This window comes from Streptomyces sp. NPDC021093 (assembly GCF_044333135.1).
Classification (GTDB): Bacteria; Actinomycetota; Actinomycetes; order Streptomycetales; family Streptomycetaceae; genus Streptomyces.
Genome location: NZ_JBIRQJ010000003.1, coordinates 451,013 through 476,844, shown reverse-complemented (window position 1 = coordinate 476,844; position 25,832 = coordinate 451,013). Strand labels below are relative to the sequence as shown.

The window sequence follows — 25,832 nt, the reverse complement described above, 5'->3', positions numbered from 1 at the left end:
CTGACCAAGCAACCTAGGGCCCTGCGCACCCCGTGCCCAATGTCATCCGCCTCATAACATCCGGGCATGGGATCCCGGCCTCGGCGCCATGAGCACCCTGCCTGCGCCCGGGGTGTGCCGCTCAATCGCCGGGGTTCTGCCGGTTCGCCGCCTGCTCGGCGAAGAGTTTCTCGACGTACCCGGCGAGAAGCTTCTCGTATTTCGCGGCGTTCTCCTCGTCCATGGTGGTGTGCCGGACGATCTTGATTCCGCTGCGGGGGTTCAGCATGTACTTCTCCGACAGGAGAACGCGGGCCTGCATGAAGTTCTGCCGGTTCGCCACCCGCATCATCTCGTGGCGGCTCTTCTTTCCCTGGCCCTGGAAGTGCTCGGGGTTCTGCTCGACGAGTTCACGCTGCCGCGGCAGTTCCGGATGGCTCAGCTTCTCCGGTTCGTTCACGTAGTCGTCGAGGTGGTTGGTCGGTGCGTACGCGCCCTGCCGGAACCGTTCGACGGTCCTGTCGTGGAGCTCTGTGGCCTGCTGCTTCAGGCGCCACTTGCGCCGCTGCTCCGTACGCGCGGCAAGTTCCGGACGTGCGGCTTCCACCTGTTTCGCGGTCGTGCCGGGGCCGGGCGGGAAAGTGCCCCTGTCCGGGACGGGGGACGGCTCCTCGACGTCCTCGTTCCATACTTCGCGGACGTCGTGGAGGTTTCTGGTGATCTCGTCGTTCATCTTCTCCCGCTCGTTGTTGACGGGAAGCCCGGACCTCGTGCCGTCGGGCTCCTCCAGCGAGGAGGCCGTGGGCTTGTCGTAGCGGATGGGGCCGAGCGTGTGGAGGTCGTCGAGAAGCTCGTCGTCGTGCGGCAGACCGTGCGGATGGGCGATGTAGGCGACGTCGTCGGCCAGTTGCTTGGGGACGAGGATCTGGAACAGGCTGCCCTCTGCGGTGTCGTTGAGCGCTTCGGCTTCCTGGTAGATCCTGGCCACGCCACTGGTGTCCAGACCGAATTTCGTCAGGAAGTCCTCGATGAAGGACGCCACAGGGATTTCCGTCTGGCCCTTGCCGACCTGGAAGTAGTGAAAGGTCTCCTCACCCGAGTGGTTGAGGCCACCGTGGAGGGACAGGTTGGCGGAGATGATGCTGGACTTGGTGGGGACGATGTTGTCGTCGATCAGCCCGTGCTGCTTCATGTCCGTCTCGAAGAACTCCGCCATGTTCTCGTACTGCGCGTAGTCGGTGTCCTTGGGCCCCGGATACCTCAGGAAGTGGAAATCCTCCGGCACTTCCTCACCGTGGTGGTGGGAGTAGACCTTCTTGTAGATGTCCTGGGCCACCCGGATCCGGGGATCCTGGGCGTGGAAGAAGGGGTAGTGATCGGCGCCGTGCTCATCCTCCTTCGCGATGACCTCCTGCTGTATCCGCTTGTACTGTTCCGCCTGGTCCGGGGTGATCTGCCGGCGCAGCCGCCCGTCCTGTCTCTGCTCGTCCGTCAGGGCGGGCGTGGGGGTGTGGAAACGGCCGTGCACACCCATCTGGTGCGGGCCCTGCTCCGCCAACTCGGCATTGTGGAAGGGCAGATCGAGATGGGCCTGGGAGGCCGAGCGCTTCACCCGCTGGACCGGGGCGACCGGAGCCCCGGCCCGGGTCTCGTCCTGTACGGGGGCGGATGCTTCCGCCGTGCGCGTGGGTTCCCCGCGCAGAGCCTCGGTCGCACCCGCCTCCGCCTCGCGCTCGAAACGGTCCGACGGGTCCGAGATCCTCAACCCTGTTCCGTCGTCCGTTCCCGCCACCGGCCCCCGCCGTTGCTGGATGACGTGGATCAGCTCGTGCGCCAGGGTGTGCTTGTCGGCGCCGCCGTCGCCGATGACCACATGGTTGCCGGAAGTGAACGCACGGGCGCCCACGTCGGCCGCGGCACGCTGTGCGCCGGCGCCGGTGTGCAGGGTGACGTCGGCGAAGTCCGCGCCCAGCCGGTCCTCCATCTCGGTGCGCAGCGGCCCGTCCAGCGGCCGCCCGGCCGAGTTCAGCGTGTCGTGCACCGTGGACCGCTGCACAGCCGGTGCGTCCGCGCGGTCCGCGCCGGCACCGCGCCGCCGCTCCTCGACCATCCGTGCCACCGCTGCGTTTCCGGCCGTACGTTGCAAACTCACCAGTGCCGCCGGGGACATGTCCCCGAGGGGAAGCCGCACCACTGCGGCTGCCTGCTCCGGCGGATTCGGCACGTGCCGTGGAGCAGTGCCCTTCTCCGGCTGTTCCTTCATGTGCATGGCGGGACCTTCCTCGGGGCTCTGTCCCTCTCTACAGAGACGGAGGCCGACCGGGAAGGTCCGAACAGGCAGTCCTGAGTGCACGATCGGCCAAGGGGCGGGGAGGGGCCTGCGCCGCCCGCGGGCCGACCGGCAGCTCCCACCGGCCCCGCTCACGCACCCCTCCCCACCCCACCGGGCCCGTGGAACCCACCAGGCCTGCCGAGCCGCAGGGCCTACCGGGCTACAGGGCCCACCGGGCTACAGCGTCGAAGCCGCCTTGGCGATCGCCGACGCGAAGGTGGAGACCTCCGTGTACACGCCCGGGTAGTTCGGCCGCGCGCACCCGTTGCCCCAGCTCACAATGCCGACCTGGATCCACGCGCCCGCGTTGTCCTTGCGGAACATCGGGCCGCCCGAGTCACCCTGGCAGGTGTCGGTGCCGCCCTGCGCGTACCCGGCGCAGATCTCCTCGCCGGGGATCAGGTCGCTGTACGAGGACTTGCACGTGGCGTCGGAGACGAACGGCACCTGCGCCTTGAGGAGGTAGCGCTGCTGGGCGCCGCCCTCACGGTTGGCGCCCCAGCCGGCGACCGTGAAGGTCCCCGAGTTGTACGACGTGTTGGTGGCGATCTTCAGCGTGGGCTGGTTGATCGGCTTCGCGAGCTTGATGAGCGCCCAGTCCTTGCCGCTGCCGTTGTAGCCGGGGGCCTGGAGGACCTTGGTGGACTTGACCTTGATCGCGCTCGCGCTCTGGAGGTCCACGACACCGCCGGTGGCGGTGATGCTGGTGTTGTTGCCGGAGCCGTCCACGCAGTGGGCGGCGGTCAGGACGATGTCCTTGGCGTAGAGCGCGCCGCCACAGCCCATCGAGAGCCGGACCATGAACGGGAACTCGCCCTGGGCGGCGCGCGTTCCACCGACGACGGGTTGCGGGCTGGGGGTGGAGCTCGCTGAGGCCCCGGCGGGCTGGAGGCTGACGGCGGCGAGGGCGACGGCGCCTATGACCGCGGATCTCTTGAGGGCACGGAGTACGTTCTTCAACGGAGTGCCTTTCGTGGGGGATGGAGAAGGAAGTGCACGTGGAGAGCGCACACCGACGAAGTGATGGCATGAGCTCGTCAACGTGCTGCTGGATTATGTGAAGTTGACCGGCCGTCCGACAAGGACCTGTTTTCAGCCAGTCCTCAGTCGATGGCTCATGTGTCGATCTCGAGCTCCGCGAGCACGCTCGCCCCCGCCTGAAGGACAGCGTCGGGAGCCAGGTGCACGAGCACCGGTACGGCGTGGTGCCAGCCGCCCGGGGTGAGCGCCTCGGCCAGCAGGGCCCTGGCTCGCGGGAGGTCGGGTCCTGCCGGAGGAGGCAGGAGCAGGGTGGCCAGCCCGCGGACCACGGGGAGGACGTCGTACTGGTCCTCGTAGCGGGGCACCACCACGGAGTCGGTCGGCAGGCAGGCGGCGTGGGCGGCGAGATGCGCCAGCGCCTCCGAGCGCTCGGCCTCGCTCCGGGCCTGCCGGGCCTGGGTCAGTGCCTCGTCGTGGTCCCCGAGTGCCGCGTACGCGAGCGCGACCGTCCCGGCCCGCGTACCAGGCAGCCGCTTCTCCCGGCCCTCGGTGGCGATGGGGCCAATGTAGTGGCGGAGTGCGTGGTCGCGGTCGTCCGAAGCTTCGAGCAGACCGGCCAGCATGGTGTCGACCCAGCTCGGTGGGGGGATCCCGACCCGCGACCACCGCGTCCGCTGCGGGTCGAGGTGGCGCAGGTACGAACCCGGGGAGCGGGCGTCGAGCAATTCCCTGACCGCCGAAGCTCGCTGGTCGTCGTGGCGGCCGACGGCCACGAGCAGTTCGGCGATGAGCGGGTTGCCACCCGTCTGGTCGGTCAGTTCACCGAGGACGAGGTCGGCCAGGCGGCCCGCTGTGTCCGGGGCGTGCTCCCACAGCTGCGCGACCGCCTGGATCCGGGTCCGGAGCAGATAGTCGGAGAAGGGCGAGAACACCCCTCCGGTGTGTGCCTCGATCACCTCCTCCACCCTTCCCTCCGCACCGGCGCGGGCCAGCGCCTGAACGGCTGCGGTCACCACGCCGGGGAACCTGCCGACGTCGTCTGCCTCGGACAGCACGGATACCGCCCGCTCGGCGAGCCGCAGGGCCCGGCCCCGGTCCGACGGCTGCACCGCCAGGGACACCGCGGCCCAACCCCGGGCGCGTACCGTCGTGTCGGCGAGCGCGGCGACCAGCTGCTCGGCGTCTTCGGGACGCCCCGCCGAGGCGACCGGGCCCGCCAGGTCGACGAACTGGTCCTGCTGGTAGAAGGAGAGCGTCCGCCCGTCGCCGGGAAACCCGTTCACCGCCCCGTGGAGCAGCCGCAGCGCCCGCTCCCGATCGCCCGCCGCGTGGTGGAGGGCCAGTGCGCACAACGCTTCGTCAGTGACTGCCCGAGGCACCCCGACCGCCGTGGCGAGCCAGGCCTCGGTCTCTTCGCTCCGCCCGGATTCGGCGAGCAGCCCGGCGACGGCCGCCGCGCTGCCGGCCTGGTAGATGTCCACGGTGTCGCTGCTCCACGAAGGCGCGAGGGCGGTCCAGGCCGCCGTGGTCTCTCCTGCGCCCGCCCGTCCCTCGGCGAGGGTCCTTGAGATCTCGCCCCAGGCGTACATCTCGTCGACCCAACTCCCCCTGGTGGCATCGGGGACCATGGTCGACGCGAGTTGCTGGGCCTCCTCCATCCGGTGGGCCGCGACGAGTGCGCGCACGGCGCCGGGCGCGCCTCCGGTCCCCACGTGCGCGTTCGGATCGAACCACTCGGCAAGGGCCGTCGCGTTCAGGGCCTGCGCCGTCCCGGGGCGCGCCACGCGCAGAGCTTCGGCAACGATCTGCGAAAGGCGCAGGTCCTGGGGGTGCTGCCCGACGAGGGCCAGCAGTTCGTCGTACAGCCGGTCCCGTTCCCCCGGGGAACCGCAGTCCTCCCACGCCTGAGCGAGGTCCGCCAGCAGACGCGCACGGTGGGTCGCGTACCCGTAGCGGCCAAGGGCTTCCTCTGCCGCACGCAGCAGGCCCGACATCGATTCCGCGTTCCGTACGCCGACGGCCGCCAAGGTCACTGCCCGGGCGTACCCCGCCATGTCCTCGGGGGCCTCCGGCCGGGGCAGCTCGGCGAGCCGCCGGACCGCCTCCTGTGGCCGACCGGTGCCGGCCAGGGCCGCCGCCCGGACCCCCTGGGCATTCCACCAGGACCGCACGGCGACGTCCCTGTGCTCTCCGCCGGCTTCCCCTTCGACGAGCCGCACTGCCTCCTCCGCCAGGCTCACCGCCCGCCGGTCGCCCGCGCTGCCCAGGACGCGGGCCAGTTTCGCCATGGCGATCGCCCGGTTCAGCGGATGGAAGACGCTGCGGGCCAGTCCCACGGCGAGCCGGACCTTGCCCAGCCGGCCGTAGGCCGCCGGTACGTCCAGGTGCAGCTCCTCGTTGCGGCGGGCCACCAGGTCGCCCGCCACCGCCAGCGCCGTCAACGCGTCCAGGTCGTCCGTGCCCAGGCCCCGTACCGTCTCGTGCACCGCGGCGATCTCCGCGAGGCACGCCGCGTCGTTCTCCGTCTCCGCGCGCAGCCGCGCGTGCCGTCGGGGGTCCGTGACGAGCGAGACGGCCAGCCGGGCGTCCTCGGGGTTCCGCAGGGCCGCCGCCATGCGACCGTACGGCTGCAGAAGGTACGCCGGGGTGCTCGCGGGCCATCCCTCCCGGGCGTACCCGGCGGCCCAGGCGCGCAGCCGCTCCAGGTAAGGGGCGAGATCAGGACCGAACTCCTCCCGGGCGACCGCGAGGAGGGTCTCGTGCGAGAACACATGGCCGCGCTCCCGCCCGGAGGGGGCCGGATCCTCGCCGGACGGGTCCGGTGCACCGCCGCTGGACCGCAGGATGCGGCCGAAGCCGCTGTCCAGCAGCCCGCGCAGTGCGAACTCGGGCTCCTGCGTGAGCGCGCGCAGGTCCTGCACCTGCAGAGGGCCGCGCGCGGCGGTGAACAGACCGACCAGGTCGCGTTCCGTGCTGGTGCCCGACAGCGCCCGGCGGAGCTCGTACCTGGCCTCGTGCTCGGTGTGCAGCGCCGCGGCGTTGGCCGAAAGCCGCAGTACGGGGCAGCAGCGCAGCGGATGTCCGCCCCTGACGTCCGCCGGGACACCGGGGCCCGGCCGGCTGGTGACCAGGACGCGGACGCCGGGCGGAAGGCGCTCCGGGAGCAGCGAGGCGATGCTCCGTCCGGTGCCGCCCGGCAGGAGGGACTGGTCCTCGTCGAGGCCGTCCACGATCAGTACGAGGGTGCCGCCGTCCCTGTGCACCCGTTCCGCCGCGTGGCGCAGCAGCAGGCTGCGCTCGCCGTTGTGCGCGGGCGACGGGTCGCGGCTGACCGGTTCGCGCCCGGCGATCGCGGCGAGCTGGTCGACGACGGCCTCGACGTAGGCGCCGCTGTCCGCCTGGCCGGCATAGCGCGCGGTGACGAAGAACCAGACCGGCACCACCCCGCGCGGCGGGTGCAGGGCGAACCAGGCCGTGAGTGCGGTCTTCCCCGCCCAGGGGGCGCCCTGGACCCAGAGGTACGGTTCGGTGCCGCCGCAGAACTCGACGAGGGAGCCGATCTCGGTCCTGCGGTCCACCAGCTCTTGCGGTGCGAAGTCGTCCAGTTGTGCCCGGTAGGCCTCCTGGAGGAGGCCGCGAGGGGGCGCGGGCAGGACGTCCGGCAGCGAGTGCGGACGCAGTCCGCCCTTCACCGCCCTTTCCAGGGAGGTGAGTTCGTCGGGTGTCAGGGCCTCGGCCCACCGGTCCACACGGCCCGCCGCGATGCGGCCCGGTCCGTCGGACAGGTGGTGACGGGTGACCACGCCCATCAGGTGGCCGCCGCTGAAGACGGCCGCACCGGACATCCCCTCCCAGCTGTCCCGTCCGGCGGCAGGGTCCTCGGCGGGCGGCGGGTCGACGCCGAGGTCGAGGGTTCCCTCGCGCCGGTTGGACAGTGCGGCGCAGCTCGCGTGGATGTGTTCCGCGTCCCTGAAGCGCGAACCGTCGCTGTCCGTACGGAGCTTGAAGCGCGGGAACCCCACGGCGGTGCAGCGCACCACGGCGTCGTGCTCGCCGAGGCGGCCGTACGAGACGGTGGTGACATCCGATCCGTCGTCGGGAACCGCGAGTACGGCGACGTCGATTCCCCGGTGCTGCCACTCCACGGCTGCCGTGAAGGTCCGCTCACCGGGCCGGTCGGCCTCGAAGCGCACGCGGATGTCCGACGCCCCGTCGACGACGTGCGCGGCGGTCAGCACCCGGCCGGGTGCGACCAGGTAGCCCGAACCGCGCCGTCCACGGCCGCCGTCGGCCGACGCGACGACGACCTCGGCGACCCGCTCCGCCCTCAGCACCCGGTCACCTCTCGTACGAGCCGTTCGGACGCGGCAGGTTCGGTGCCGAGCCGTGGGAATGCGCGCCGTGCGGACGCGAGCCGTTCAGATCCGGCATCCGGGCACGCTCACCGCTCGCCCTCGACTTCCTCGCCGCCGATGAGGAGCGGCCGCGTCCCGGCCCCGCCGGGCACCTCGGCCTTCGGCATGAGCGTGACCGTGATCCGCTGGGTCTGGGCGTGGGCGTACTTCCCGTTCGCCCCGGCGTCGACGACCCAGAGGCGCACCTTGGCGTCCGCTCCCCCCTCACGGCTGATGGCGACCGTCGCCTCCAGCTCGACAGGACCGAGCTCGAAGCGCACCGCCTCGTCCGCGCCGTCGGTCAGGGCCGCCGTCAACTGATTCCTCAACTCCCGGATCATGTCCGACAGTTCAATCACGTGCTCTCCTCTCGCATCCCCTGGTAGCCGGAACCAGATCCTACAAGTCCGCCTCCTGCGCCCCCTGTTCGGGCTACCAGCCGATCGTCGGGTGGAAGCCGGTGCAGTCGGGGTCTCCGAGCGGGCAGAGCGGGTGCGGTGCGCGGTCCCCCTCCGGTTGCTCGTCGGCGCGGGTACGGGACTGCGCGACGGCCTGGGCCGCGTACACGTATGCCGCACACGCGCATTTCCCGCACCGGCCCCACCGGTCCGGCACGCCGTGCTGGTAACGCCCGTGACCGCACTGGCACTTGAACCTCGCCATCCGGACCTCCGCGCCTCGGCAGGACTCCCGCGGTCACGATAGCGCCGGGCCGGCTTCGTCGGCCGGTCGCCCCCGCCGTCCTCGCGCGATGGTCACCAGCTGACGCGGGCCGCCACCGGCAGGTGGTCGCTTCCGGTGGCCGGCAGCGACCACGAGTTCTTCGGCGCCACGCCGCGGACCAGGATCTGGTCGATCCGTACCACCGGGAACCTCGCCGGCCAGCTGAAGCCGAAGCCGTCCCCTGCCGTGTCCTGGACCGAGCGCAGTCGCGAGGTGAGACCGGCGAACGCGCGGTCGTCCGTGGTGCCGTTCAGGTCGCCGAGCAGCACCACCCGCTCGTTCTGCTCGGTGGCGAGGGCCGCGGCGAGCGCCTGCGCGTTTCTGTCCCGGCTGTCCGTCCAGAAGCCTTCCCCTGGCTGCACGCGTACGGATCCCAGGTGGGTCACGTACACCGCCAGCGGCCCGTGGTCCGTGGCCACGGTGGTGCGCAGCGCCCGGTTGTGGGCCAGCTTGACCTCGGTCGGCTTGCTGTCCCCGAGCGGCCCGACGTCCTGCTGGGTGTCGACCGGCCGGGTGTCCGACAGCGGCAGCCTGCTCCACAGCCCGACCGTGCCCAGCACCGTGTGGTGCGGGTACGCCTTCGCCAGCTCTTTCTCGTACGTGCCCCTGGCCTCCGCGGTCAGCTCCTCCAGGGCCAGCACGTCCGCCCCGGAGGCGGCCAGGTCGCGCGCGGTGCCGGCCGGGTCCGGATTCTCGGCGCCGACGTTGTGGCTGACCACGGTGAGGTCGCCGCCCGGACGGGACTTGTCGCCGAGCAGCCCGCCGAAGAGATTCAGCCACACGACGACCGGCAGCAGCAGCGCGACCACCGCTGATGCGGAGCGGCGCCGCAGTGCCCCGGCCAGCAGCACCGGGACGAACAGCCCGAACCACGGCAGCAAGGACTCCACCAGACTGCCGAGGCCCCCGCGGTCCGTGATCTGCGCGTGCAGCAGCATGAGCAGGCCCAGCAGGAGCGCAAGCGCAGCGAGAACGAGGCCGCGCCTCCAGGGCCCCGGCCGGGAGACGCTGCGCAGTGCCCGGCGCATGCGCGCGCGCCGGGTGCCCGAGCGGGTGTCGCGGCGGCCCGCGCCTTCCTCCTGGCCGGACTCCGCCTCCGCCGTGCCCGCCTCCGCCGCCTCCGTCTCCGTCTCCGTCTCCGTCTCCGGCTGCGTCATCGTCTGTCCTTGTGTGCTGCCGGTCACTGCTGCGTCCTCGGGTCCTGGGTCGGGTCGGTGTACGTCCGCGGGCAGCCACGCCGTCGCGGCGCCGCACCCGATGTCGACCGCGTCGCCCGACACATGCGGAGACGTCGCCGCGGTGGCCACCCAGCGGGCGGCCTCGTCTGGTGGGGTTCGCGTCATGCCGCCAGTCAAGGCAGCGCGGTGTTGCCGGCGTGTAGCCGGTTTTCGGTATGCGGACGATATGTGCCGGCTCGTAGCCTCGGAGCATGCGTGTACTGATCGTCGAGGACGAGCCCTTCATGGCAGAAGCCATCCGCAACGGCCTGCGTCTGGAGGCGATCGCGGCCGACATCGCGGGGGACGGCGACACTGCTCTGGAGCTGCTGGGCATCAACGCCTACGACATCGCCGTCCTCGACCGGGACATCCCCGGCCCCTCCGGTGACGAGATCGCCGCACACATCGTCGCCTCGGGCAGCGGCATGCCGATCCTCATGCTCACCGCGGCCGACCGGCTCGACGACAAGGCCACCGGGTTCGGACTCGGCGCCGACGACTACCTCACGAAACCCTTCGAACTGCAGGAACTCGTGCTCAGGCTCCGAGCGCTCGACCGCAGGCGCGCGCACAACAGGCCGCCCGTACAAGAGATCGCGGGTCTGCGTCTGGACGCGTTCCGCCGCGAGGTCTACCGGGACGGCCGCTACGTCGCGCTCACCCGGAAGCAGTTCGCCGTGCTCGAAGTCCTCGTCAGCGCCGAAGGCGGTGTCGTCAGCGCCGAAGATCTTCTGGAGCGGGCGTGGGACGAGAACGCCGACCCGTTCACCAATGCCGTACGCATCACCGTCTCGGCCCTGCGCAAGCGGCTCGGCGAGCCCTGGATCATCGCCACCGTGCCGGGCGTCGGCTACCGCATCGGCGCGGAATCCGGCGCCGGGAGTGCGGGAGGAGACCGTGGATAGGCGGCCCGGGGTGAGCGTCCGCCTCAAGCTCACCCTCAGCTACGCCGGATTCCTCATGCTCGCCGGTGCCTTCCTGCTCGTCGCCGTGGGGGTGTTCCTGCTGCGACAGGGGTGGTGGCAGACCAACGAAACGGGGGCGGTGAGAGTAACTCCGGGCACCCTCTTCGTGCGCGATTTCGCCCCCACGGCAGCCGCGGTACTGGCGTTCCTCCTGGTCTTCGGCCTCCTGGGAGGATGGATCCTCGCCGGCCGCATGCTCGCCCCTCTGGACCGCATCACACACGCCACCCGCACGGCCGCGGCCGGATCGCTGTCCCACCGGATCCGGTTGCCGGGCCGCAAGGACGAGTTCCGCGAACTCGCCGACGCCTTCGACATGATGCTCGCGCAGCTCGAAGCGCACGTCGCGGAACAGCGGAGATTCGCGGCCAACGCCTCTCACGAGCTGCGCACCCCGCTGGCCATCTCGAAGACGCTGCTCGACGTGGCCCGCACCGATCCGCACCACGACACCGGCGAACTCGTCGACCGCCTCCGCGCCGTCAACACCCGGGCCATCGACCTCACCGAGGCGCTGCTCCTGCTCAGCCGCACCAGCCAGCGGTCCTTCACCCCGGAACCCGTCGACCTGTCCCTCCTGGCGGAAGAGGCCACCGAAACGCTCCTCCCCCTCGCGGAGGACCACGGCGTCATCATCGAGACCCGCGGCGACATCGCCCCCGCGCTCGGATCGCCTGCGCTCCTGCTGCAGCTGACCACCAACCTCGTACAGAACGCGATCGTCCACAACCTGCCGGAACACGGCACCGTACGGGTCCGCACCGGCGTCCGCCCCCGGACGGTGGTGCTCACCGTCGAGAACACCGGGGAGCGGCTCACCCCCCAACTGGTCTCGACCCTCACCGAACCCTTCCTGCGCGGCACCGAGCGCGTCCACTCCGCCCACGCGGGCGTCGGTCTGGGCCTGGCCATCGTCAAGACCATCGCCCAGGCACACGACGGGACCCTCACCCTCGTCCCGCGCTCCTCCGGCGGGATCCGCGTCACCGTGGAACTGCCCGCGGCATTCCCGCACGTCGACGGCGCAGCATCCGGGAACTGATGCGCGGCCGCCGCGTCAGGCGGACGGGGACGGGCGGGACCCGACGATCCGGAAGGTGGGATGGTCGGCGGGATCGGGGAGTCGGCGGAAGGTCTCGGCCACGGTGGGGAACCGGCCGAACCGTTCGAGGTAGACCGCGATCAGCGGCGGCCGCTCGGCCACCGGCACTTCGACCGCGTCGAACTCCTCCGCCCGGCCCCTGCGGTCCAGCCGTCCGCTCCCCGCGGTACGCAGGTTGCGGGACCATTCGGTGTTGCCGCGCGGCGCGATGAGGTAGCGCTCCTCCCCGTGGTCGAGCACGGCCACCGGCACGCTGCGCCAACGGCCGCTCCTCCGGCCGCGGACGCTCAGGGTGCTCAGTACCGACCGGGCGAAGAGCCTGGCCATCCGGTTTCCGACGACCCGCGCTCCCCACGGAGGACGCAGGTACGGAATCCGGGGCGCCGCCCTCCCTTCGCCCCTAACCTCCCCGGTGCTCATACGGACGTCCGGGTGGCGCCCGGGTACTGGAGGGGACCGATGTGGACGTTGGCGAGCAGCCAGTGGTCACCGGGCCGCACGGCCAGCAGGGAGACCCGGAAACGGCCGGAGCTGTCGCTCCCCCGCACGCTCGTCTTCTGCGTCTGGACGCCGACCACGACCGCCGCGTCGCCGTAGCTGCGCACCTGCGGTTCCTCCACGGTGAACGCGCGGTTCTCCAGGCCCTTGTCGAAACGGTCGAGCCACTGCGCGCGCGAGATGACGAAGCCCACGGGGCCGACGCCGGTGAAGTCGTCGGTGAGGAGTCCGTCGAGCAGCTTCGCATCGTTGTGCTGCTCCGCCGCGGCCCAGCGTTCCACCAGGTCGAGGATGTCGGACTGCGTGGTCATGCGACCTCCTTGAGGAAGATCCACGGACCTTGCTAGGGTTACCCTAAGCATAGGGTCACCCTAACTATTTGTCGCCCCTCTTGTCCGAAGAGAGGCGGAAACGAGCAGGGATCCAGGGAGCAGAGGTGCGGATGAATCCTCCGGGCGACGGGGCGAAGAGGGGCCTTCGCGAGCTGAAGAAGGAAGAGACGCGGACGCTGATCGCGGACACCGCCTGGCGGCTGTTCGCCGACCGGGGTTTCGACGCCGTGCCGGTCGCCGAGATCGCCCGGGAGGCCCGGGTCTCCGAAGCCACGGTCTTCAACTACTTCCCGCGCAAAGAGGACTTGCTCTACTCCCGGCTCGAAGGGTTCGGGGAACGGCTCGTCGAGGCCGTCGACTCCCGGGCCGCCGGTGAGTCGGTCCTGGATGCCGTACGGCGGTTCCTGCTCCAGCCGGCCGGGATGCTCGCCCAGGCCGGAGCCGGGGACCACGACGCGCTCACGCGGCTGCGGACGGTCAACCGGATGGTCGCCGACAGCCCCGCGCTGCGGGCCCGCGAGCAGCGGGCGATCGCCGACACCACGGCCGCGCTGGCCGCCCGGCTCGCCGCCGAGACCGACGCGCCGGACGCCGAGGTCACCTCGTACGTGACCGCGAACGCCCTGATGGGCGTCCACCGCGCACTGATCGACCACGTGCGCCGGAGCGTCCTGGCCGACGAGACGCCCGACCGGCTCGCCACCGAGGTCCGCGAGTACGGCGCGAAGGCCTTCGCCCTCCTCGCCCACGGCCTCGCCGACCACGGAGCACGCCCGGCCGCCGACCACCGAGTACGCCCGGCCGACGAACGCGAAGGCGCCTGAAAGAGCGCCGCATGAACGGGGGTACGCCCAGGGTGGCATTCCGGCGGCATTCCGGGGCTGGGCAAACCGCCGGGAGTACGAAAGCCCCGGGCGAGCGTCCGTCGACGCGCTCGCCGCCACCCCCGTAACGAGTGACACCTAGTGCGTCTTCACACGCGCGGTTGGCCACACGCCCGGTGGGTCAGACGGGTCGTCAGGTCAGCCATGCGCGAAGGCGTTCGCTGAGCACGACGTCATGCGGCAGCCGCCCTAGCTCTTCCGCCGCCACGTCAACGCCCTGCTGCCCGAGGACTTCGGCCAGGAAGCTCCAGTGACCGGCCTCCATCTCTTCGTGCGTCCGGCCGTCGAAGGGTTCGTCCGGCCCGACCACCGTCCGGGCCGTACTCTCGACGTCCTCGACCGCGATCAGCGCCCTCAGGCCCGCGGGGCCCGAGGAGGTCCAGCCGCGATCGTCGAGCAGGACCAGGCTTCGGCCGTCCGCGAGTACGGCCTCAAGCCGTGCCGACACCGACATCTGCCGAACGCTCGTAGCGCCGACGTCCAGATCGGCATGCGTGACCAGGTGGGTCACCACGGACATTCCGCTCTCCTCTCCGACATGTCCTCCTCGACACCCTCCACCCGTCGGCATCAGGACGCCTGAGGTTGCTGAAGCCCCTGGAGGAGGAGGGCGATCAGACGTCGGGGGTCGTATCGGGGGTCGTTGTCGCGTCCGATGCAGAGGTTGCCGATGCCGCGCATGAGCTCGTAGGGCTGCACGCCCGGCCTGATGCCGCCGTCCTCGACCGCGGCGTCCAGCAGTTGGGCGCAGACGGGCAGCAGCCGGTCGAGGAAGTAGGCGTGCAGCGCGGCGAATCGGTCGCTGTCGGACTGCAGGGCGTCGGCGAGTCCGTGCTTGGTGACCAGGAAGTCGACAAAGAGGTCGATCCACTGGCGCAGCGCGTCGAGCGGGGAGTCGGCACCGGCCAGCAGGTTCGGACCGGCATCGGCGCATGCCTCGATCTGGTGGCGGTAGACGGCAGTGACAAGGTCCGCCCGGGTCGGGAAGTGGCGGTAGATCGTGGCCATCCCGACGCCGGCCCGAGCCGCGATCTGACGGATCGGCGCGTCGACGCCGGAGGTGACGAACACCTCGGCGGCGGCGGTGAGCACCGTCTGCCGGTTGCGCTGGGCGTCGGCCCGCTTGCTTCGGGACGGCGGCTCCCCGGCAGGGCCTTCGACGACCATCACGTTCTCCCTCACTACCGATTGACAAAGCGGAGCAGCGCTCCGAATATTAAATGGAGCGACGTTCCGTTTCAGGTTAACCGAAGCGGGGCGCTCCGGACCGTCCTGTCCGTCGCCGGTCCCGGAGACCGGCCCACGGCAGGTGCCACCGAAGGGGAACCCACTCGTGAGCACATCCACGTCCACCTCCGCTGCCACATCCACCAGCGCCACCGTCTTGGGCACGCCCGTCCCTGTCCTGTCCTTCAGCCCCGTCGTACTCGCCGTGCCCGGACGTCCCGTGGACCTCCAGGTGCGCGTCTCCGCACCCGCGACGGGAACCGGCCTCCCGGTCGTCCTCCTCTCGCACGGCCACGGCCCCTCGCACCACCTCTCCTCGCTGAACGGCTACGCGCCGCTCGCCAACTTCTGGGCGGCACACGGATTCGTCGTCGTCCAGCCCACCCACCTCACCTCCAGGACCCTGAGCCACCTGGTCGCGGACGCCCCCGGAGCACCCGACTTCTGGCGCTCCCGCGCCGAGGACATGACGCACGTCCTCGATCGGATCGACCTGATCGAGAGCGCCGTGCCGCAGCTCGCCGGACGGATCGACCACACCAAGGTCGCCCTCGCCGGGCACTCGTTCGGCGGCTTCACCGGCGCCCTCCTGCTGGGTGCCGGGATCACCGACCCCGCCACCGGGAACCTGGTGCGGGTGGCCGAGCCCCGGATCAAGGCGGGTGTGCTGCTCGCCGCGCCCGGCAGGGGCGGCGACGTCCTCAACGGGCCCATGGCCGAGCTGTGGCCGATCATCGGGGCCGTCGACTTCTCCACCATGACCGCACCCGCGCTCGTCGTCGCCGGCGACAAGGACGACTCCCGGCACTTCACGGACATGGGGCCGGCGTGGCACGCCGACCCGTACGCCCTCGCCCCCGGCCCCAAGACCCTCCTCACCCTGTTCGACGCGGAGCACGGACTCGGCGGGATCGCCGGTTACGACGCCGCCGAGACCACCGACGAGAACCCCGAGCGGGTCGCGGCCCTCGCCCTGCTCACCGCGGCCTACCTCCGCGCCCGGCTCCACCCCGGCGACCCCGAGCGGCAGGCCGCGTGGCAGACCGCGTGCGAGGCGCTGCTGTCCGGTCCCGACCCGGTGGGGCGAATCGAGTTCAAGTAGCGGGGCAGTTGGCCTGGCCGTGCACCGGGGCGGGGCGCGGTGGGGTCACGGCAGGTCCAGCCAGCCCGCCACCCGCTGGTAGATCGCCTCGTGCCCGGTGTCGTTCGGGTGGTATCCGTCCGTGGTGTAGCCGCCGAATGCCCGGCGGCCCGCAGGCAGCCGGTTGACGGAGCGGTTGTAGAGATCGGAGCAGGGGATGAGGGTGCCGCCGCTCTCCGCGCAGCACTCGCCGATGAGTTCGTCGAAGCACTCGACCCTGGAGACCGGGTGCGCGGAGCCGCTCCTCGTCCACCGGACGGTGCTGTCGCCCCACACACCGAGACTGACGACGACCGCGTCCGGGTTGGCGGCGGCCAGCGCGGTGAACAGGGTTCGGGCGGCGGCGTAGGTGTCGTCGGGCGTGTAGACGTATCTGCCGTCCCGCTGTGCGAGGCAGTCGTTGGAGCCGAGGCCGACGACGACCAGGTCGCACCCGAAGGGGACGGTGTCCACGGTCGCCAGGCACGTCACGCCCTGCTTGTCCCGGGAGGTCGCGCCGTTGACGCGCGTGATCTGCCAGGTCCTCGCCAACCTGGCCTGCAGCAGGGCGGTCCACGGCCTGGCTTCGTGGGAGGCGAAGCTACCACGGCCGGTGATGCTGTCGCCGAGGACCGCGTATCGGAGCGGCCTGCCCGGGGCCACCAGGGTGGGCACGGGCGTGGCGGGCGCGCCCGCGGCGACCGGGAGGAGCGTGGCGGAGGCGGTGAGGGCAGCGGTGGTGAGCAGCGTACGGCGGTCGAGGATCATCGGGCGGTCCTGACGGGGAGAAGGGCAGGGAGAAGGGCAGGGAGAAGGGCGCTGGGCAGGACTGGAGGCAGGGCTGGGGGCAGGACAGCGAAAGGGGCGACGGAGACTTCGGCTTGGGCCCCTGGCCCCCAGCCCGTCGGCACGGCTCCGGAGACGCGGGGCGTCGCCGGAGCCGTGCCGGGGACCGTCAGATGGGAACCGGTCGGAGGGAGCGTGAGGAGCTCTGGGGCGGTGCGTCTCCGGGAGCGGGAACGCGGCCACATGTGAGGAGGACCTGGCAAGGCGTTGCCCTTCGGGACAGGAAGCGGAATCGGCTCCTCACCACTTCCCTTGATCGCTGTCCGGTCAATCGCTCACTCATTCATATGGGTGCGGGTGGGTGAGCCGGTCCGCGCTCGGGCGCTCCTCTCCGGTCCGGATGTCCGTCGGCGCGGGTGCAGTTCGATGGCGAGCGGGGTCGCGGTGAAGACGGAGGAGTACGTGCCCACCGCCAGGCCGATGAGCAGGGCGAGGGCGAAGTCGGTGAGCGCGTCGTCGGCCAGGACGGCGAGGGCGGTGAGGATGAGCGCCGCGCCCATGCCGGTGTTGACGGTGCGTGGCAGGGTCTGCAGGATCGCTCGGTCGGACAGGCGCGCCAGCGGCATGTGGCGGTCCCTGGCGAGGAGTTCGCGGATGCGGTCGAAGAGGACGACGGAGTCGTTGACCGAGTAGCCGATGACGGTGAGCAGGGCGGCCAGGAAGATGCCGTCGACGGGTTTGCCGAGCCACGCGAACACGCCGACGAGGATGAGCACGTCGTGGGCGAGTGCGCCGACCGCAGCGGTGGCGAACCGCAGCCGGAAGCGGGCGGCGAGGTACAGCAGTTGGGCGCCGAGGGCGAGGCCGAAGGCGATGAGGGCGTTGCGGCGGAGCTCCTCGCCCAGGGTGGGGCCGATCAGTTCGTCGCGTACCTTCTTCGTTTCGCCACCGAGCCCGCTGATGGTCTCGGTGAGGGTGACCGCCTCGATGTCGGTCAGCCTTTCGGAGCGGACCGTGAGCCGGGCGTCGCCCGACGACTGAACGAGCGTGCGGGGGAACCCGGCGTCGGCGAGGGCGGTACGTGCCCGGTCCGGATCGACGGGGGTGCTGGTGGCGTACTCGACGAGCCTGCCGCCGGTGAACTCGATGCCGAAGTCGAGGCCGCGTACGAGGATGCCGGAGACCGCCATGACGAGGAGCGCGGCGGAGACGGCCAGCCAGCGGCGCGGACGGCGCATCAGCGCGGGGTCGCGGCGCAGCAGCCGGTCGCGGACCCATCCGGTGCTCGCGATGCCGGTGATGCGGGGGCTGCGGTGGACGGCGGGGCGGTTCGCCGCGTACTCGGCGAGCACCCGAGTGATCAGCAGCGCGCTGATCATGGAGGCGAGGACGCCGATGCCGAGGGTGACGCCGAAGCCGCGCACCGGGCCCGAGGCGAAGGCGAACAGCAGGCCGGCGGCGATCAGTGTGGTGATGTTGGAGTCGGCGATGGCGCTCAGCGCGCCACGGAATCCGGCGGTCAGGGCCGAGCGGGTACTGGGGCGGCTGCGGGCGGCATGGTCCTCGCGGGCGCGTTCGAAGACCAGGACGTTGGCGTCCACGGCCATGCCGATGGCAAGGACGAAACCGGCGAGTCCGGGCAGGGTCAGGGTCGCACCGAGCGCGGCCAGTGCCGCGTAGGAGATCAGGCCGTAGCAGGCCAGACCCACGGTCGCGAGCAGGCCCATGAGCCGGTAGACGGCGATGACGAACAGTGCGGTCAGGACGGTGCCGATGACGGCGGCCTTCGCTGCCGCGGTGATGGCCTCGTCGCCGAGGGTGGCGCCGATGGTGCGCTGTTCGATGGTCTCCACAGGTACGGGGAGGGCGCCGCCGGAGATGAGCAGGGCCAGTTCACGGGCCTCGGTGTCGTCGAAGGAGCCGGTGATCCGGGTGCTGCCGCCCGGGATGCCCGCCCCGCAGGCCACGGAGGGGTCGACCTGGGGCGAGGAGATGATCTTGTCGTCGAGGACGATGGCGACCCGGCGCTGCGGGTCTCCGGCCGGATGGCACGCGGCCTGGGCGGTGACCTGCGTCCATCGGTCACGGCCGGTGCCGGAGAAGTCGACGGTGACGTGCCATCCGGCACCGTTCTGCTGGTCGATCCTGGCGTCCGCGCCCTTGACGTCCTGTCCGGTCAGATCCGCGGCCTTGAGCCGCAGCGGCCGCCCGGACTCGTCCGGCAGGACGCGCTGCTCGGCCGCGTCACCCTTCGCTGCGGGGGCGTCGGCTGCCTTGGCCTCGGAGCCCTTGGCCTCGCCGAGCACCGTGTGAACGGTGAGTTGGGCGGTACGGCCCAGGACGTCGGCGGCCTTCTTCGGGTCCTGTACGCCGGGCAGTTCGAGGAGGATGCGGTGGTCGCCGGAGCGGACCAGGGTGGGTTCGGCGACGCCGAGCGCGTCGATGCGGCCGCGCAGCACCTCGACGGTGCGGTCGGTGGCCTCGCGGTCGGCGTGGGTGGTGGGGGTGGAGCGGGTTTCCAGCACGATCTGGGTGCCGCCGCGCAGGTCGAGTCCGAGGCGGACCGGCACGGTCAGAGCGATCGCCAACGATCCGACGATCACGGCGAGGGCGAGCAGTGCGCGCGTGCGCAGCGAGTGTTTCCGGCGTTTCAACAGGAGCCTCCGGCAGGCATGCCGCGGCAGCGGTGTGCGCGACCGCGGCGGAGAGAAGAAGGGGTGGTGACGCGTCAGCTACCGGTGGGTGCGGGAGGCGCCCGGCCACGGTCGTGGGCCGACCTGCCGGGAGAGACGGGCGGGCACGCACAGGGCGTGGGGGCGTACGTCCCGTGGGACGGGGCGAGGGCGGTACCGCGGAGGCTTGCGGGATGACGGTCCGGCAGGGAGGGACGGTCGACAGGGTGGTCGCACCGGACCCTGACCTGGGCCAAGCAGCCGGGGACCGATGGGTCGTTCGCGTGGGGGGCGGTGTGCGTGTGCTCGGGGTCGGGGCGGGGGTGGGTAGGGGCGCGTTCGCTCACGGTGCCCGCGCGGGAGTCGGTGGGGGCGCGTTCGCTCGCAGTGCAGGCGCGGAATTCTGCGGGTGCACGTTCACTCGCGGCGCGGGTGTCAGCGGCCGTACCTCCCCCCAGGGCGCCGGCGCGGCAGTCAGCGGGTGCGCGCTCACTCGCGGTGCAGGCGCGGGCGTCGGTGGCTGTGGGTTCGCTCGGAACGCAGGCGCGGGGGCCCGTGGGTGTGCCTTCGTCGGTGCGTGGGGCGTCCGTGCGGGGGGCGGTGTGCGCGCGGTCCGTGCCCGTGGTCGTCGGCGCGGTTGCGCTCCGCATCGGACCGGTGTCGGCGTGCGCGGTGTCCGCCGGGAGCATCGCCAGCAGGACGGCCAGGAGCACGGCGAGCGACGCGGCGAACCGGTGGCCGGCCGACGGGGCGGTGCCGTGTGGTGCCGACGGGACGGTGCTGGGTATTGAGCGCATGCACCGTTCCCTTTCCGGTCCGGGTGGTCGAGTGGTCGGGTGCCGGAGCCCCCGGCGAGCAGGGGCAGGAGTGACAGTGGTCAGGGTTCGACCAGGCCGGCTCGGATCGCGTACCGGGTCAGCTCCAACCTGTCGCGCAGGCCGAGCTTGTGCAGCAGGTTGGCCCGGTGGCGGTGCACCGTCTTGACGCTGATGAACAGCAACTCCGCGATGTCCTTGGACGAGTGGCCCTCGGCGACCAGCTTGAGGACCTCCTCCTCGCGCGGGGTCAGGAGATGGTCGGGGTTCTCCTCGCCGTGGCGGACCCGGTCCAGGTAGTTGCGGATCAGGGCGGTGACCGCACCGGGGTAGAGGAACGGCTCGTTGCGCATCGCGGCCCGGCAGGCGGCGACCAGGTCGCGGTCGGCGACGGATTTCAGTACGTATCCGCAGGCCCCGGCCTTCAGCGCCTGGAACAGGTACTGCTCGTTGTCGTGCATGGTGAGCATCAGGATGCGCAGGCCCGGCTTGAGCGCGGCCAGTTCGCGGGTGGCCTGCAGGCCGGTCAGCCTCGGCATGGCGATGTCCAGGACGGCCAGGTCGATGTCCTGGCCGCGGGCCGCCTCGACGGCCTCGGCGCCGTCCCCGGCCTCGGCGACGACCCGCAGGTCCGCTTCCTGCTCCAGGATCAGGCGTACGCCGCGTCGTACGAGGGCGTGGTCGTCGGCGAGCAGGATGCGGATCGGCGCCGACGGGGCCGCGAACGGCCCAGGGGCGGCGGTGGGTTCGGGGGGCTGTGCCGGGTCGGGCATGGTCAGGACTTCCTGGGGACGGGGGTGGTGAGGCGGACGCGGGTGCCGGTACCGGGCGTGGAGGTCAGGTCCAGCGCGGCCCCGGCGAGCAGGGCCCGTTCGCGCATGCCGCGGATCCCGGCGCCCTCGCAGGCGGCCTCGATGCCGCGGCCGTCGTCGGCGACCTCCAGCACCACGGCCTCTTCGGCCCGGCGCAGGTTCACCTCGACGCGGCCCGCCTCCGCGTGCCGGGCCGCGTTCGTCAGGCTCTCCTGGGCCACCCGGTACAGCACGAGTTCCGTCTGCTGGTCCAGGGCGGGCAGGTCGCCGTCGAAGTGGCGGACCACGTGCAGCCCGGTGTGGGTGGCGAAGTTGTGCGAGAGCGAGGTCAGGGCGCTGACCAGCCCCAGGTCGTCCAGGACACCCGGGCGCAGGCGGCGTACGAGGCGGCGGACTTCGTCCAGGCCGCCCCTGGTGATCTCCTGGGCCTGCTGCAGCTCCTCGCGCAGCGGCTCGTCGGCGGCGTCGGCGGCCCGCTTGAGCACCAGCAGGATCGCGGTCATGCTCTGCCCGACCTCGTCGTGCAGCTCCTGGGCGATGCGGCGGCGTTCCGACTCCTGGGCGAGCAGTACGCGCGCGCTGGACGTGGCCCGTTCGTGCTCCAGCCGGTCGAGCATGGCGTTGAACTCACGGATCAGCTCGGTCACTTCCCCGCCACCGCCGGGACCTGGCGCGGGCAGCCGCTGTCCGGGGCGCAGCAGGTCGACGGTGGCCATCAGCCGGGTCAGCCGACCCAGCGGAGCGAGGCCCCAGCGCAGCAGGGCTGCGTTGGCGATCAGCATGACGCCGAGACCGCCCACCAGGATGACCGCCTCGGTCAGCAGCACCGGTACGGAGACGGTCACCGGCGCCCACAGCAGCAGCGCCGTCGCGGCGCCCAGCACCAGCGCGTTGAGCCCGAAGACCCGCCAGAACAGCGACACCGGGAAACTCCTCCTTCTGCGGTCCGACCTCGTGGAGCTCTACCGTCGGTCGTCGCACACCCCGGGACGGAGCCATAGCCTCTCATTGCAACCGATCTCGGCCCACTCTGCCTTGGATTTGCCGCACGGTCCATGGGTTTTGCTACCCATATCGCAGGTCATCCGATGCTCACCCGTCTCCGCCCCGTGGCTATTGCGGCCCCGCACGAATGGGGCCCGTGCCCGATGGGTTTTCGACCGGGAGACGAGCAGAGTCGGGGTCACCAACTGGTGCGCATCCCCGCACCCGTCCCGCACCCCATCCCGCACCCGCACCCCCTTCTCCCCTTCACAAAGGACTCGGCACATGTCCCTGGACACCTCCCGGACCGGCCCCCACCCCGGACGGCTGACCGCCCCCGACGCGCGCCAGCGCCTCGAACACGCCCACCACACCCGCGAAGCCCAGCTGCAGGCCCTCGAAGCAAGCGGGCAGAGCGCGGACGACCACCTGATGTCCGCCCAGGCCGAGGCGATCGGACGAGTCCTCAAGGAGATCGAGGAGGCGTTCGCCCGCATCGAGAACGGCACCTACGGCGCCTGCCTGAACTGCTCCAAGGCCGTCCCCGTGGAGCGCCTGGAGATCCTCCCCTACACGCGGTACTGCGTCGCCTGCCAGCGCCGCGCCGCCGCCTGACCCTCCGCCACCGGCTGCGACCGACCGTCCCGTCCGTCTCCTGCCCTGCTCACAAGGGGTGAAGTGGTGAACCACCAGATGATCCGCGACCGTGCCACGCACCTGTCGCCCGAGGACCTTGCCGCGCTGCGGGAGAACCTGCGCGAACAACTCCTCTTCCGCCAGGAACAGCTACGGCAGATCGCCGCCGCGGCGCCCCGTGCCCAGGGAGCGTGCCCGCTCCGCTCCGCCGCCCAGGCCGAGGTGCACGTCAAGCTCGCCGCCTCCGCCCGCATGGTCCTCGCCGATGTCCGGGCGGCGTTGCAACGCATCGCCGAAGGCCGCTACGGCACCTGCCACCTGTGCCGGAGGCCCGTCGACCGCGAGCACCTGGTGATCGTGCCGCAGGCCCGCCACTGCACACGGTGCCAGCAGGTGCGGGAGGCCGGCCGATGACGACTGCCTCGGCGGACTCCTCCGCGACCGAAGCTCCCGCACCCCCTCCCTCCCCCCGGCCTCCTTCGGCTACGTACGAGTACGTAGCCACGGCTGGGCGAAAACCCGAGGCCGACCGGCGTTGAGCGGGACGGCGAGGCCCAGATCCACGGGCGCTCGGGAGCAGTGTCCCGAGTGCGTCCCCCTCTGTTCCGAGTGAGTCCCCTGCTGTCCCGAGCGAGTCCCCCCGCTCGGAACGGGGCACGTTGGCGCAGGTCCCGACGGTCAGGCGCGCGCGCAGGCGCTCGGCCCGCCGTAGCGTCCTCCGGCATCGCGGAGCCGGGGCCGGCAGGAGCATCCGCAGGGAAGGGGCGAATGCCGCTGGGCGCCGCGCTCCAGCGGCTCACTGCCACCGCCCAACATCTCCCCGAAGAAGCCGGATTGTGGTTGTCTGGTCAGACCTAGGGGGACACACATGGACGATCTACCCGTTCAGATCCTCGTCCTGCCTGAGCGGCCTCTGGCCCGCAGCGACGTGGTGACGGAATTCGATGTGGTCATCGAGGTCCGCTGCCGCTCGGACGAGAACATCGACCGCTCGGACGGCGCGATGAATCTCTGCCTGGTCATCGACCGCAGCGCCAGCATGGATTCGGCGGACAAACTCGAAACCGCCAAGCGCAGCTGCGTGGACATCTTCCGGCGGATCAAAGGTGACGACCTGTTCACCGTGGTCACTTTCGACGACATGGCCCAGGTCGCGGTCAACCCGCAGACTCCCAAGAATCAGGTCGAGGAGCGGATCAGGGCCATCCAGTCCGGCGGGATGACCAATCTCTCCCTCGGTTGGTACCAGGGACTGCTGGAACTGCAGAGCCATATGACGGCCGGTCACTACGGCCGTCTGATCCTTCTCTCGGACGGCCAGGCCAACGCGGGCGAGACCAAGAAGACGGCTCTCGCCGCGGTGGCCTCCCGGGCCCGGGACGAGGGCATCACCACCTCGACCATCGGGATCGGCGCCGACTTCCAGGAGGATCTCCTGGAAGCGATCGCCACGGCCTCGGGAGGCCGGTTCTGGTACATATCAGACTCGGGCATCGACAACATCCTTGAGGAGGAGTTCCGTAGCGCCCTCACCATCGTCCTCGATCGGCCGCGGGTGGAGCTGAGCCTGCCGGCCGGAGTGACGATCAACAAGGAGTTGGCTTCGCTCCAGAAGGTCAACCGCTGTTACTCGCTGCGGCCGCTGCGGGGTCAGGACACCTTCAGCTTCGCGCTGCGCCTGGGCATCGACCCGGCGCAGGTGGACGGTTCGGAGTTCACCATCGGGGCGACGCTCTACGAGGGCACTCGCGAGATGGTGTCCACCGTGGAGACCGTCGCGCTGGCGTCCCGGGCCGAGGTGGTGACCAGTCCCGTGCACGCCCTGGTGAACAGCGTGGTCTCCCGCTATCTGGCCGAGCGCACGAAGGAGAAGATGCTCGCGGGCATGGCCTCCGGCGACCTCGCCGGGATGAAGGAGATGCTCCAGGCCGAGATCGCACGGATGCTCAGGACCGAGGCCCAGGTACTGGCCATGGGGAACTCGCTCGATGCGACGCGCATGGGGGACGAGCTCGGCGACATTCAAAAGCACCGTCGCATGGACGAGACGTCCATGCTCGTCTACGAACTCGTGGAGACCTACGTCCAGGAGCCCGAGGTGGCCGGGCTGCTCAACGACTGGCGCAAGAGCGTCATGCACGAAGAGGCACGCCGGGGCGGCGGTTGGCTGGACGTGCACAAGGAGGACATCGAGGTCGAAACCTCACTGTTGGTGGACGCCATCACCGTCGCCGACCTGCTGGCCCGTCGGCTCCCCGAACACCGGAGCGACCTGGAAGAGAAGCGCGAGAGACTCAGTGAGCGACTGGCACTCTTCCGATAGCCGGGAGTGGACACGGGTCGGCGACGCGCTGATCGCCGGTATCGGTAGCGGCATGGGCCCCTACGAGGCGTCGTACACCGTCGATCGCGCGCCGGGCAGGATCCTGAACGGTTCTGTCTCCGCGGACGTCCGGCTGACCGACTCGGCCGCCACGGGCGCCGGTCTCGTGTGCCGGGCGGACCAGGACTGGACGTTCCTGGCGTTCTACACGGCGCCTCAGGACATGGCCGACGAGTCCACCGTCGCCAGGCTGGGCGTGTTCCTCGAAGGGGTTCTGACGCCGATCGCCCAGCTCCAGGAGCCGGTCCGGCTTGAGCGTGGATTCAACCACTTCTCCCTGGAGTTCTACTCCGACCAGGTGCGCGGCGAGATCCGGGCGGGAAAGCGGACGTACGAGCTGGAGACCAGCTGCGCCCACATCCCCTTCCCCGGGTACGCGGGACTGGTCAAGTTCTACGCGGCGGGGGTGCTGGCGCGTTCCTGGTCCGTGGAACGGACCAGGATTCCTTTCGTGTCGGCGGGGTCGCGACGGAAGGAAGGGCAAATGTTCCAGTACGACGTGTTCCTCTGCCATGCGTCGGAGACGGCGAAAGAGGTGTCCGCCATTGCCGAGGCGCTGGCCGCCAGGGGCGTCAGCTACTGGCTGGACAAGGAGCAGATCACCTTCGGCGACCGGGTCTCGGAGAAGATCGAGGAAGGGCTCCGGGGCAGCCACTACGTCATCCCGTGCGTGAGCAGCCACATCTCCGAACGAGGCTGGACCAGGGCCGAGTACGGCGGCATCCTCAATGCCGAGCTGAGCGGGGACTCGACCAGGGTCGTGGTCCCGCTGCTGCTGGCCGAGGCGGTGACGGACGACATCCCCCTGTTGTTCCGCGACAAACTCTGGGTCTCCAGTACGAACAAGGTGGAGTTCGACAGGTTCATCGACTTCCTCCTGAGCAACTGACCGAGCGTCCGGTCCCGTGGGACGAACGCCGACAGCGGCGACCGGCTGCCGCCCGGCGACTTCCGCCGGTGTGCTGACAGATGCGGTGCCGACGTGAT

22 protein-coding genes are annotated in these 25,832 nt (G+C 71.0%); 8 read left to right on the top strand and 14 right to left on the bottom strand.

Features of this window, described 5'->3' with window-relative positions; genetic code table 11:
- Window positions 1-121: 121 nt before the first annotated feature.
- The 6 genes from ACH4SP_RS10840 to ACH4SP_RS10815 all read right to left on the bottom strand — a co-directional run bounded on the left by ACH4SP_RS10840 (window position 122) and on the right by ACH4SP_RS10815 (window position 9,437).
- Entirely contained in the window at window positions 122-2,248 is a 2,127-nt protein-coding gene (locus tag ACH4SP_RS10840; protein ID WP_398412868.1) for a DUF4157 domain-containing protein, read from the bottom strand.
- Between the two features lie 240 nt (window positions 2,249-2,488).
- The gene (locus ACH4SP_RS10835) at window positions 2,489-3,271 is read right to left on the bottom strand and encodes a S1 family peptidase (protein WP_398412865.1); all 783 of its coding nucleotides are present in this window, start codon (window positions 3,269-3,271) and stop codon (window positions 2,489-2,491) included.
- Between the two features lie 155 nt (window positions 3,272-3,426).
- Entirely contained in the window at window positions 3,427-7,626 is a 4,200-nt protein-coding gene (locus ACH4SP_RS10830; protein WP_398412864.1) for a trypsin-like peptidase domain-containing protein, read from the bottom strand.
- Between the two features lie 107 nt (window positions 7,627-7,733).
- Complete coding sequence (locus ACH4SP_RS10825; RefSeq protein WP_398412861.1) at window positions 7,734-8,045, bottom strand: trypco2 family protein; 312 nt, start codon at window positions 8,043-8,045, stop codon at window positions 7,734-7,736.
- A gap of 73 nt (window positions 8,046-8,118) precedes the next feature.
- Window positions 8,119-8,349: a hypothetical protein gene (locus tag ACH4SP_RS10820; RefSeq protein ID WP_398412858.1), complete on the bottom strand. Its 231-nt coding sequence runs from the start codon at window positions 8,347-8,349 to the stop codon at window positions 8,119-8,121.
- Between the two features lie 92 nt (window positions 8,350-8,441).
- On the bottom strand, window positions 8,442-9,437 hold the full coding sequence (locus ACH4SP_RS10815) for an endonuclease/exonuclease/phosphatase family protein (protein ID WP_398413529.1): 996 nt from the start codon (window positions 9,435-9,437) through the stop codon (window positions 8,442-8,444).
- Window positions 9,438-9,838: 401 nt separating this feature from the next.
- Here ACH4SP_RS10815 and ACH4SP_RS10810 point away from each other — a divergent pair, with 401 nt between their 5' ends.
- Window positions 9,839-10,534 carry a response regulator transcription factor gene (locus ACH4SP_RS10810; protein WP_398412856.1) on the top strand — a complete coding sequence of 232 codons (696 nt, stop codon included), beginning with the start codon at window positions 9,839-9,841 and terminating at the stop codon, window positions 10,532-10,534.
- Window positions 10,527-11,636 carry a sensor histidine kinase gene (locus ACH4SP_RS10805; protein WP_398412854.1) on the top strand — a complete coding sequence of 370 codons (1,110 nt, stop codon included), beginning with the start codon at window positions 10,527-10,529 and terminating at the stop codon, window positions 11,634-11,636. The genes ACH4SP_RS10810 and ACH4SP_RS10805 overlap by 8 nt, the downstream gene beginning before the upstream one ends.
- A 15-nt stretch (window positions 11,637-11,651) precedes the next feature.
- Here ACH4SP_RS10805 and ACH4SP_RS10800 read toward each other — a convergent pair whose 3' ends face one another.
- Window positions 11,652-12,023 carry a nitroreductase/quinone reductase family protein gene (locus ACH4SP_RS10800; RefSeq protein ID WP_398412852.1) on the bottom strand — a complete coding sequence of 124 codons (372 nt, stop codon included), beginning with the start codon at window positions 12,021-12,023 and terminating at the stop codon, window positions 11,652-11,654.
- Between the two features lie 89 nt (window positions 12,024-12,112).
- The gene (locus tag ACH4SP_RS10795) at window positions 12,113-12,505 is read right to left on the bottom strand and encodes a nuclear transport factor 2 family protein (RefSeq protein ID WP_398412848.1); all 393 of its coding nucleotides are present in this window, start codon (window positions 12,503-12,505) and stop codon (window positions 12,113-12,115) included.
- A gap of 131 nt (window positions 12,506-12,636) precedes the next feature.
- Here ACH4SP_RS10795 and ACH4SP_RS10790 point away from each other — a divergent pair, with 131 nt between their 5' ends.
- The gene (locus ACH4SP_RS10790; protein WP_398412847.1) at window positions 12,637-13,350 is read left to right on the top strand and encodes a TetR/AcrR family transcriptional regulator; all 714 of its coding nucleotides are present in this window, start codon (window positions 12,637-12,639) and stop codon (window positions 13,348-13,350) included.
- Between the two features lie 193 nt (window positions 13,351-13,543).
- Here the strand turns inward: ACH4SP_RS10790 and ACH4SP_RS10785 are convergent, their stop codons facing one another.
- Together ACH4SP_RS10785 and ACH4SP_RS10780 are read right to left on the bottom strand one after the other, a co-directional pair.
- Window positions 13,544-13,930, bottom strand: coding sequence for a hypothetical protein (locus ACH4SP_RS10785; RefSeq protein ID WP_398412845.1), 387 nt, complete (start codon window positions 13,928-13,930; stop codon window positions 13,544-13,546).
- A 50-nt stretch (window positions 13,931-13,980) separates the two neighbouring features.
- Window positions 13,981-14,577: a TetR/AcrR family transcriptional regulator gene (locus ACH4SP_RS10780; RefSeq protein ID WP_398412843.1), complete on the bottom strand. Its 597-nt coding sequence runs from the start codon at window positions 14,575-14,577 to the stop codon at window positions 13,981-13,983.
- Between the two features lie 166 nt (window positions 14,578-14,743).
- On the opposite strand from ACH4SP_RS10780, the gene ACH4SP_RS10775 reads away from it, so the two are divergent.
- Window positions 14,744-15,739, top strand: coding sequence for an alpha/beta hydrolase family protein (locus ACH4SP_RS10775; protein WP_398412841.1), 996 nt, complete (start codon window positions 14,744-14,746; stop codon window positions 15,737-15,739).
- Between the two features lie 45 nt (window positions 15,740-15,784).
- Here ACH4SP_RS10775 and ACH4SP_RS10770 read toward each other — a convergent pair whose 3' ends face one another.
- The 4 genes from ACH4SP_RS10770 to ACH4SP_RS10755 all read right to left on the bottom strand — a co-directional run bounded on the left by ACH4SP_RS10770 (window position 15,785) and on the right by ACH4SP_RS10755 (window position 21,765).
- A complete protein-coding gene (locus tag ACH4SP_RS10770; RefSeq protein ID WP_398412839.1) occupies window positions 15,785-16,525 on the bottom strand; it encodes an SGNH/GDSL hydrolase family protein in 741 nt (246 codons plus the stop codon).
- Window positions 16,526-16,878: 353 nt separating this feature from the next.
- Window positions 16,879-19,197 carry a protein translocase subunit SecD gene (gene secD / locus ACH4SP_RS10765; protein WP_398412837.1) on the bottom strand — a complete coding sequence of 773 codons (2,319 nt, stop codon included), beginning with the start codon at window positions 19,195-19,197 and terminating at the stop codon, window positions 16,879-16,881.
- Window positions 19,198-20,092: 895 nt separating this feature from the next.
- Window positions 20,093-20,803 carry a response regulator gene (locus ACH4SP_RS10760; RefSeq protein WP_398412835.1) on the bottom strand — a complete coding sequence of 237 codons (711 nt, stop codon included), beginning with the start codon at window positions 20,801-20,803 and terminating at the stop codon, window positions 20,093-20,095.
- Window positions 20,804-20,805: 2 nt separating this feature from the next.
- Complete coding sequence (locus tag ACH4SP_RS10755) at window positions 20,806-21,765, bottom strand: histidine kinase (RefSeq protein WP_398412833.1); 960 nt, start codon at window positions 21,763-21,765, stop codon at window positions 20,806-20,808.
- Window positions 21,766-22,111: 346 nt separating this feature from the next.
- Here ACH4SP_RS10755 and ACH4SP_RS10750 point away from each other — a divergent pair, with 346 nt between their 5' ends.
- The 4 genes from ACH4SP_RS10750 to ACH4SP_RS10735 all read left to right on the top strand — a co-directional run bounded on the left by ACH4SP_RS10750 (window position 22,112) and on the right by ACH4SP_RS10735 (window position 25,734).
- Entirely contained in the window at window positions 22,112-22,441 is a 330-nt protein-coding gene (locus ACH4SP_RS10750; RefSeq protein WP_398412831.1) for a TraR/DksA C4-type zinc finger protein, read from the top strand.
- 63 nt (window positions 22,442-22,504) lie between these two features.
- Window positions 22,505-22,876, top strand: a complete 372-nt coding sequence (locus tag ACH4SP_RS10745; RefSeq protein ID WP_398412829.1) for a TraR/DksA family transcriptional regulator — start codon at window positions 22,505-22,507, stop codon at window positions 22,874-22,876.
- A 454-nt stretch (window positions 22,877-23,330) separates the two neighbouring features.
- Window positions 23,331-24,785, top strand: coding sequence for a VWA domain-containing protein (locus tag ACH4SP_RS10740; RefSeq protein ID WP_398412827.1), 1,455 nt, complete (start codon window positions 23,331-23,333; stop codon window positions 24,783-24,785).
- Window positions 24,760-25,734, top strand: coding sequence for a toll/interleukin-1 receptor domain-containing protein (locus tag ACH4SP_RS10735; protein WP_398412825.1), 975 nt, complete (start codon window positions 24,760-24,762; stop codon window positions 25,732-25,734). Before ACH4SP_RS10740 ends, ACH4SP_RS10735 begins: the two co-directional genes overlap by 26 nt.
- Window positions 25,735-25,832: the final 98 nt, after the last annotated feature.

Excerpts from the sequence above, each read along its gene's own strand:
- ACH4SP_RS10840 (WP_398412868.1), bottom strand. The coding sequence starts at position 2,248 with ATGCACATGAAGGAACAGCCGGAGAAGGGCACTGCTCCACGGCACGTG.
- ACH4SP_RS10820 (WP_398412858.1), bottom strand. The coding sequence starts at position 8,349 with ATGGCGAGGTTCAAGTGCCAGTGCGGTCACGGGCGTTACCAGCACGGC.
- ACH4SP_RS10815 (WP_398413529.1), bottom strand. The coding sequence starts at position 9,437 with ATGCGCCGGGCACTGCGCAGCGTCTCCCGGCCGGGGCCCTGGAGGCGC.
- ACH4SP_RS10810 (WP_398412856.1), top strand. The coding sequence starts at position 9,839 with ATGCGTGTACTGATCGTCGAGGACGAGCCCTTCATGGCAGAAGCCATC.
- ACH4SP_RS10800 (WP_398412852.1), bottom strand. The coding sequence starts at position 12,023 with ATGGCCAGGCTCTTCGCCCGGTCGGTACTGAGCACCCTGAGCGTCCGC.
- ACH4SP_RS10795 (WP_398412848.1), bottom strand. The coding sequence starts at position 12,505 with ATGACCACGCAGTCCGACATCCTCGACCTGGTGGAACGCTGGGCCGCG.
- ACH4SP_RS10790 (WP_398412847.1), top strand. The coding sequence starts at position 12,637 with ATGAATCCTCCGGGCGACGGGGCGAAGAGGGGCCTTCGCGAGCTGAAG.
- ACH4SP_RS10785 (WP_398412845.1), bottom strand. The coding sequence starts at position 13,930 with ATGTCCGTGGTGACCCACCTGGTCACGCATGCCGATCTGGACGTCGGC.
- ACH4SP_RS10780 (WP_398412843.1), bottom strand. The coding sequence starts at position 14,577 with ATGGTCGTCGAAGGCCCTGCCGGGGAGCCGCCGTCCCGAAGCAAGCGG.
- ACH4SP_RS10770 (WP_398412839.1), bottom strand. The coding sequence starts at position 16,525 with ATGATCCTCGACCGCCGTACGCTGCTCACCACCGCTGCCCTCACCGCC.
- ACH4SP_RS10760 (WP_398412835.1), bottom strand. The coding sequence starts at position 20,803 with ATGCCCGACCCGGCACAGCCCCCCGAACCCACCGCCGCCCCTGGGCCG.
- ACH4SP_RS10750 (WP_398412831.1), top strand. The coding sequence starts at position 22,112 with ATGTCCCTGGACACCTCCCGGACCGGCCCCCACCCCGGACGGCTGACC.
- ACH4SP_RS10740 (WP_398412827.1), top strand. The coding sequence starts at position 23,331 with ATGGACGATCTACCCGTTCAGATCCTCGTCCTGCCTGAGCGGCCTCTG.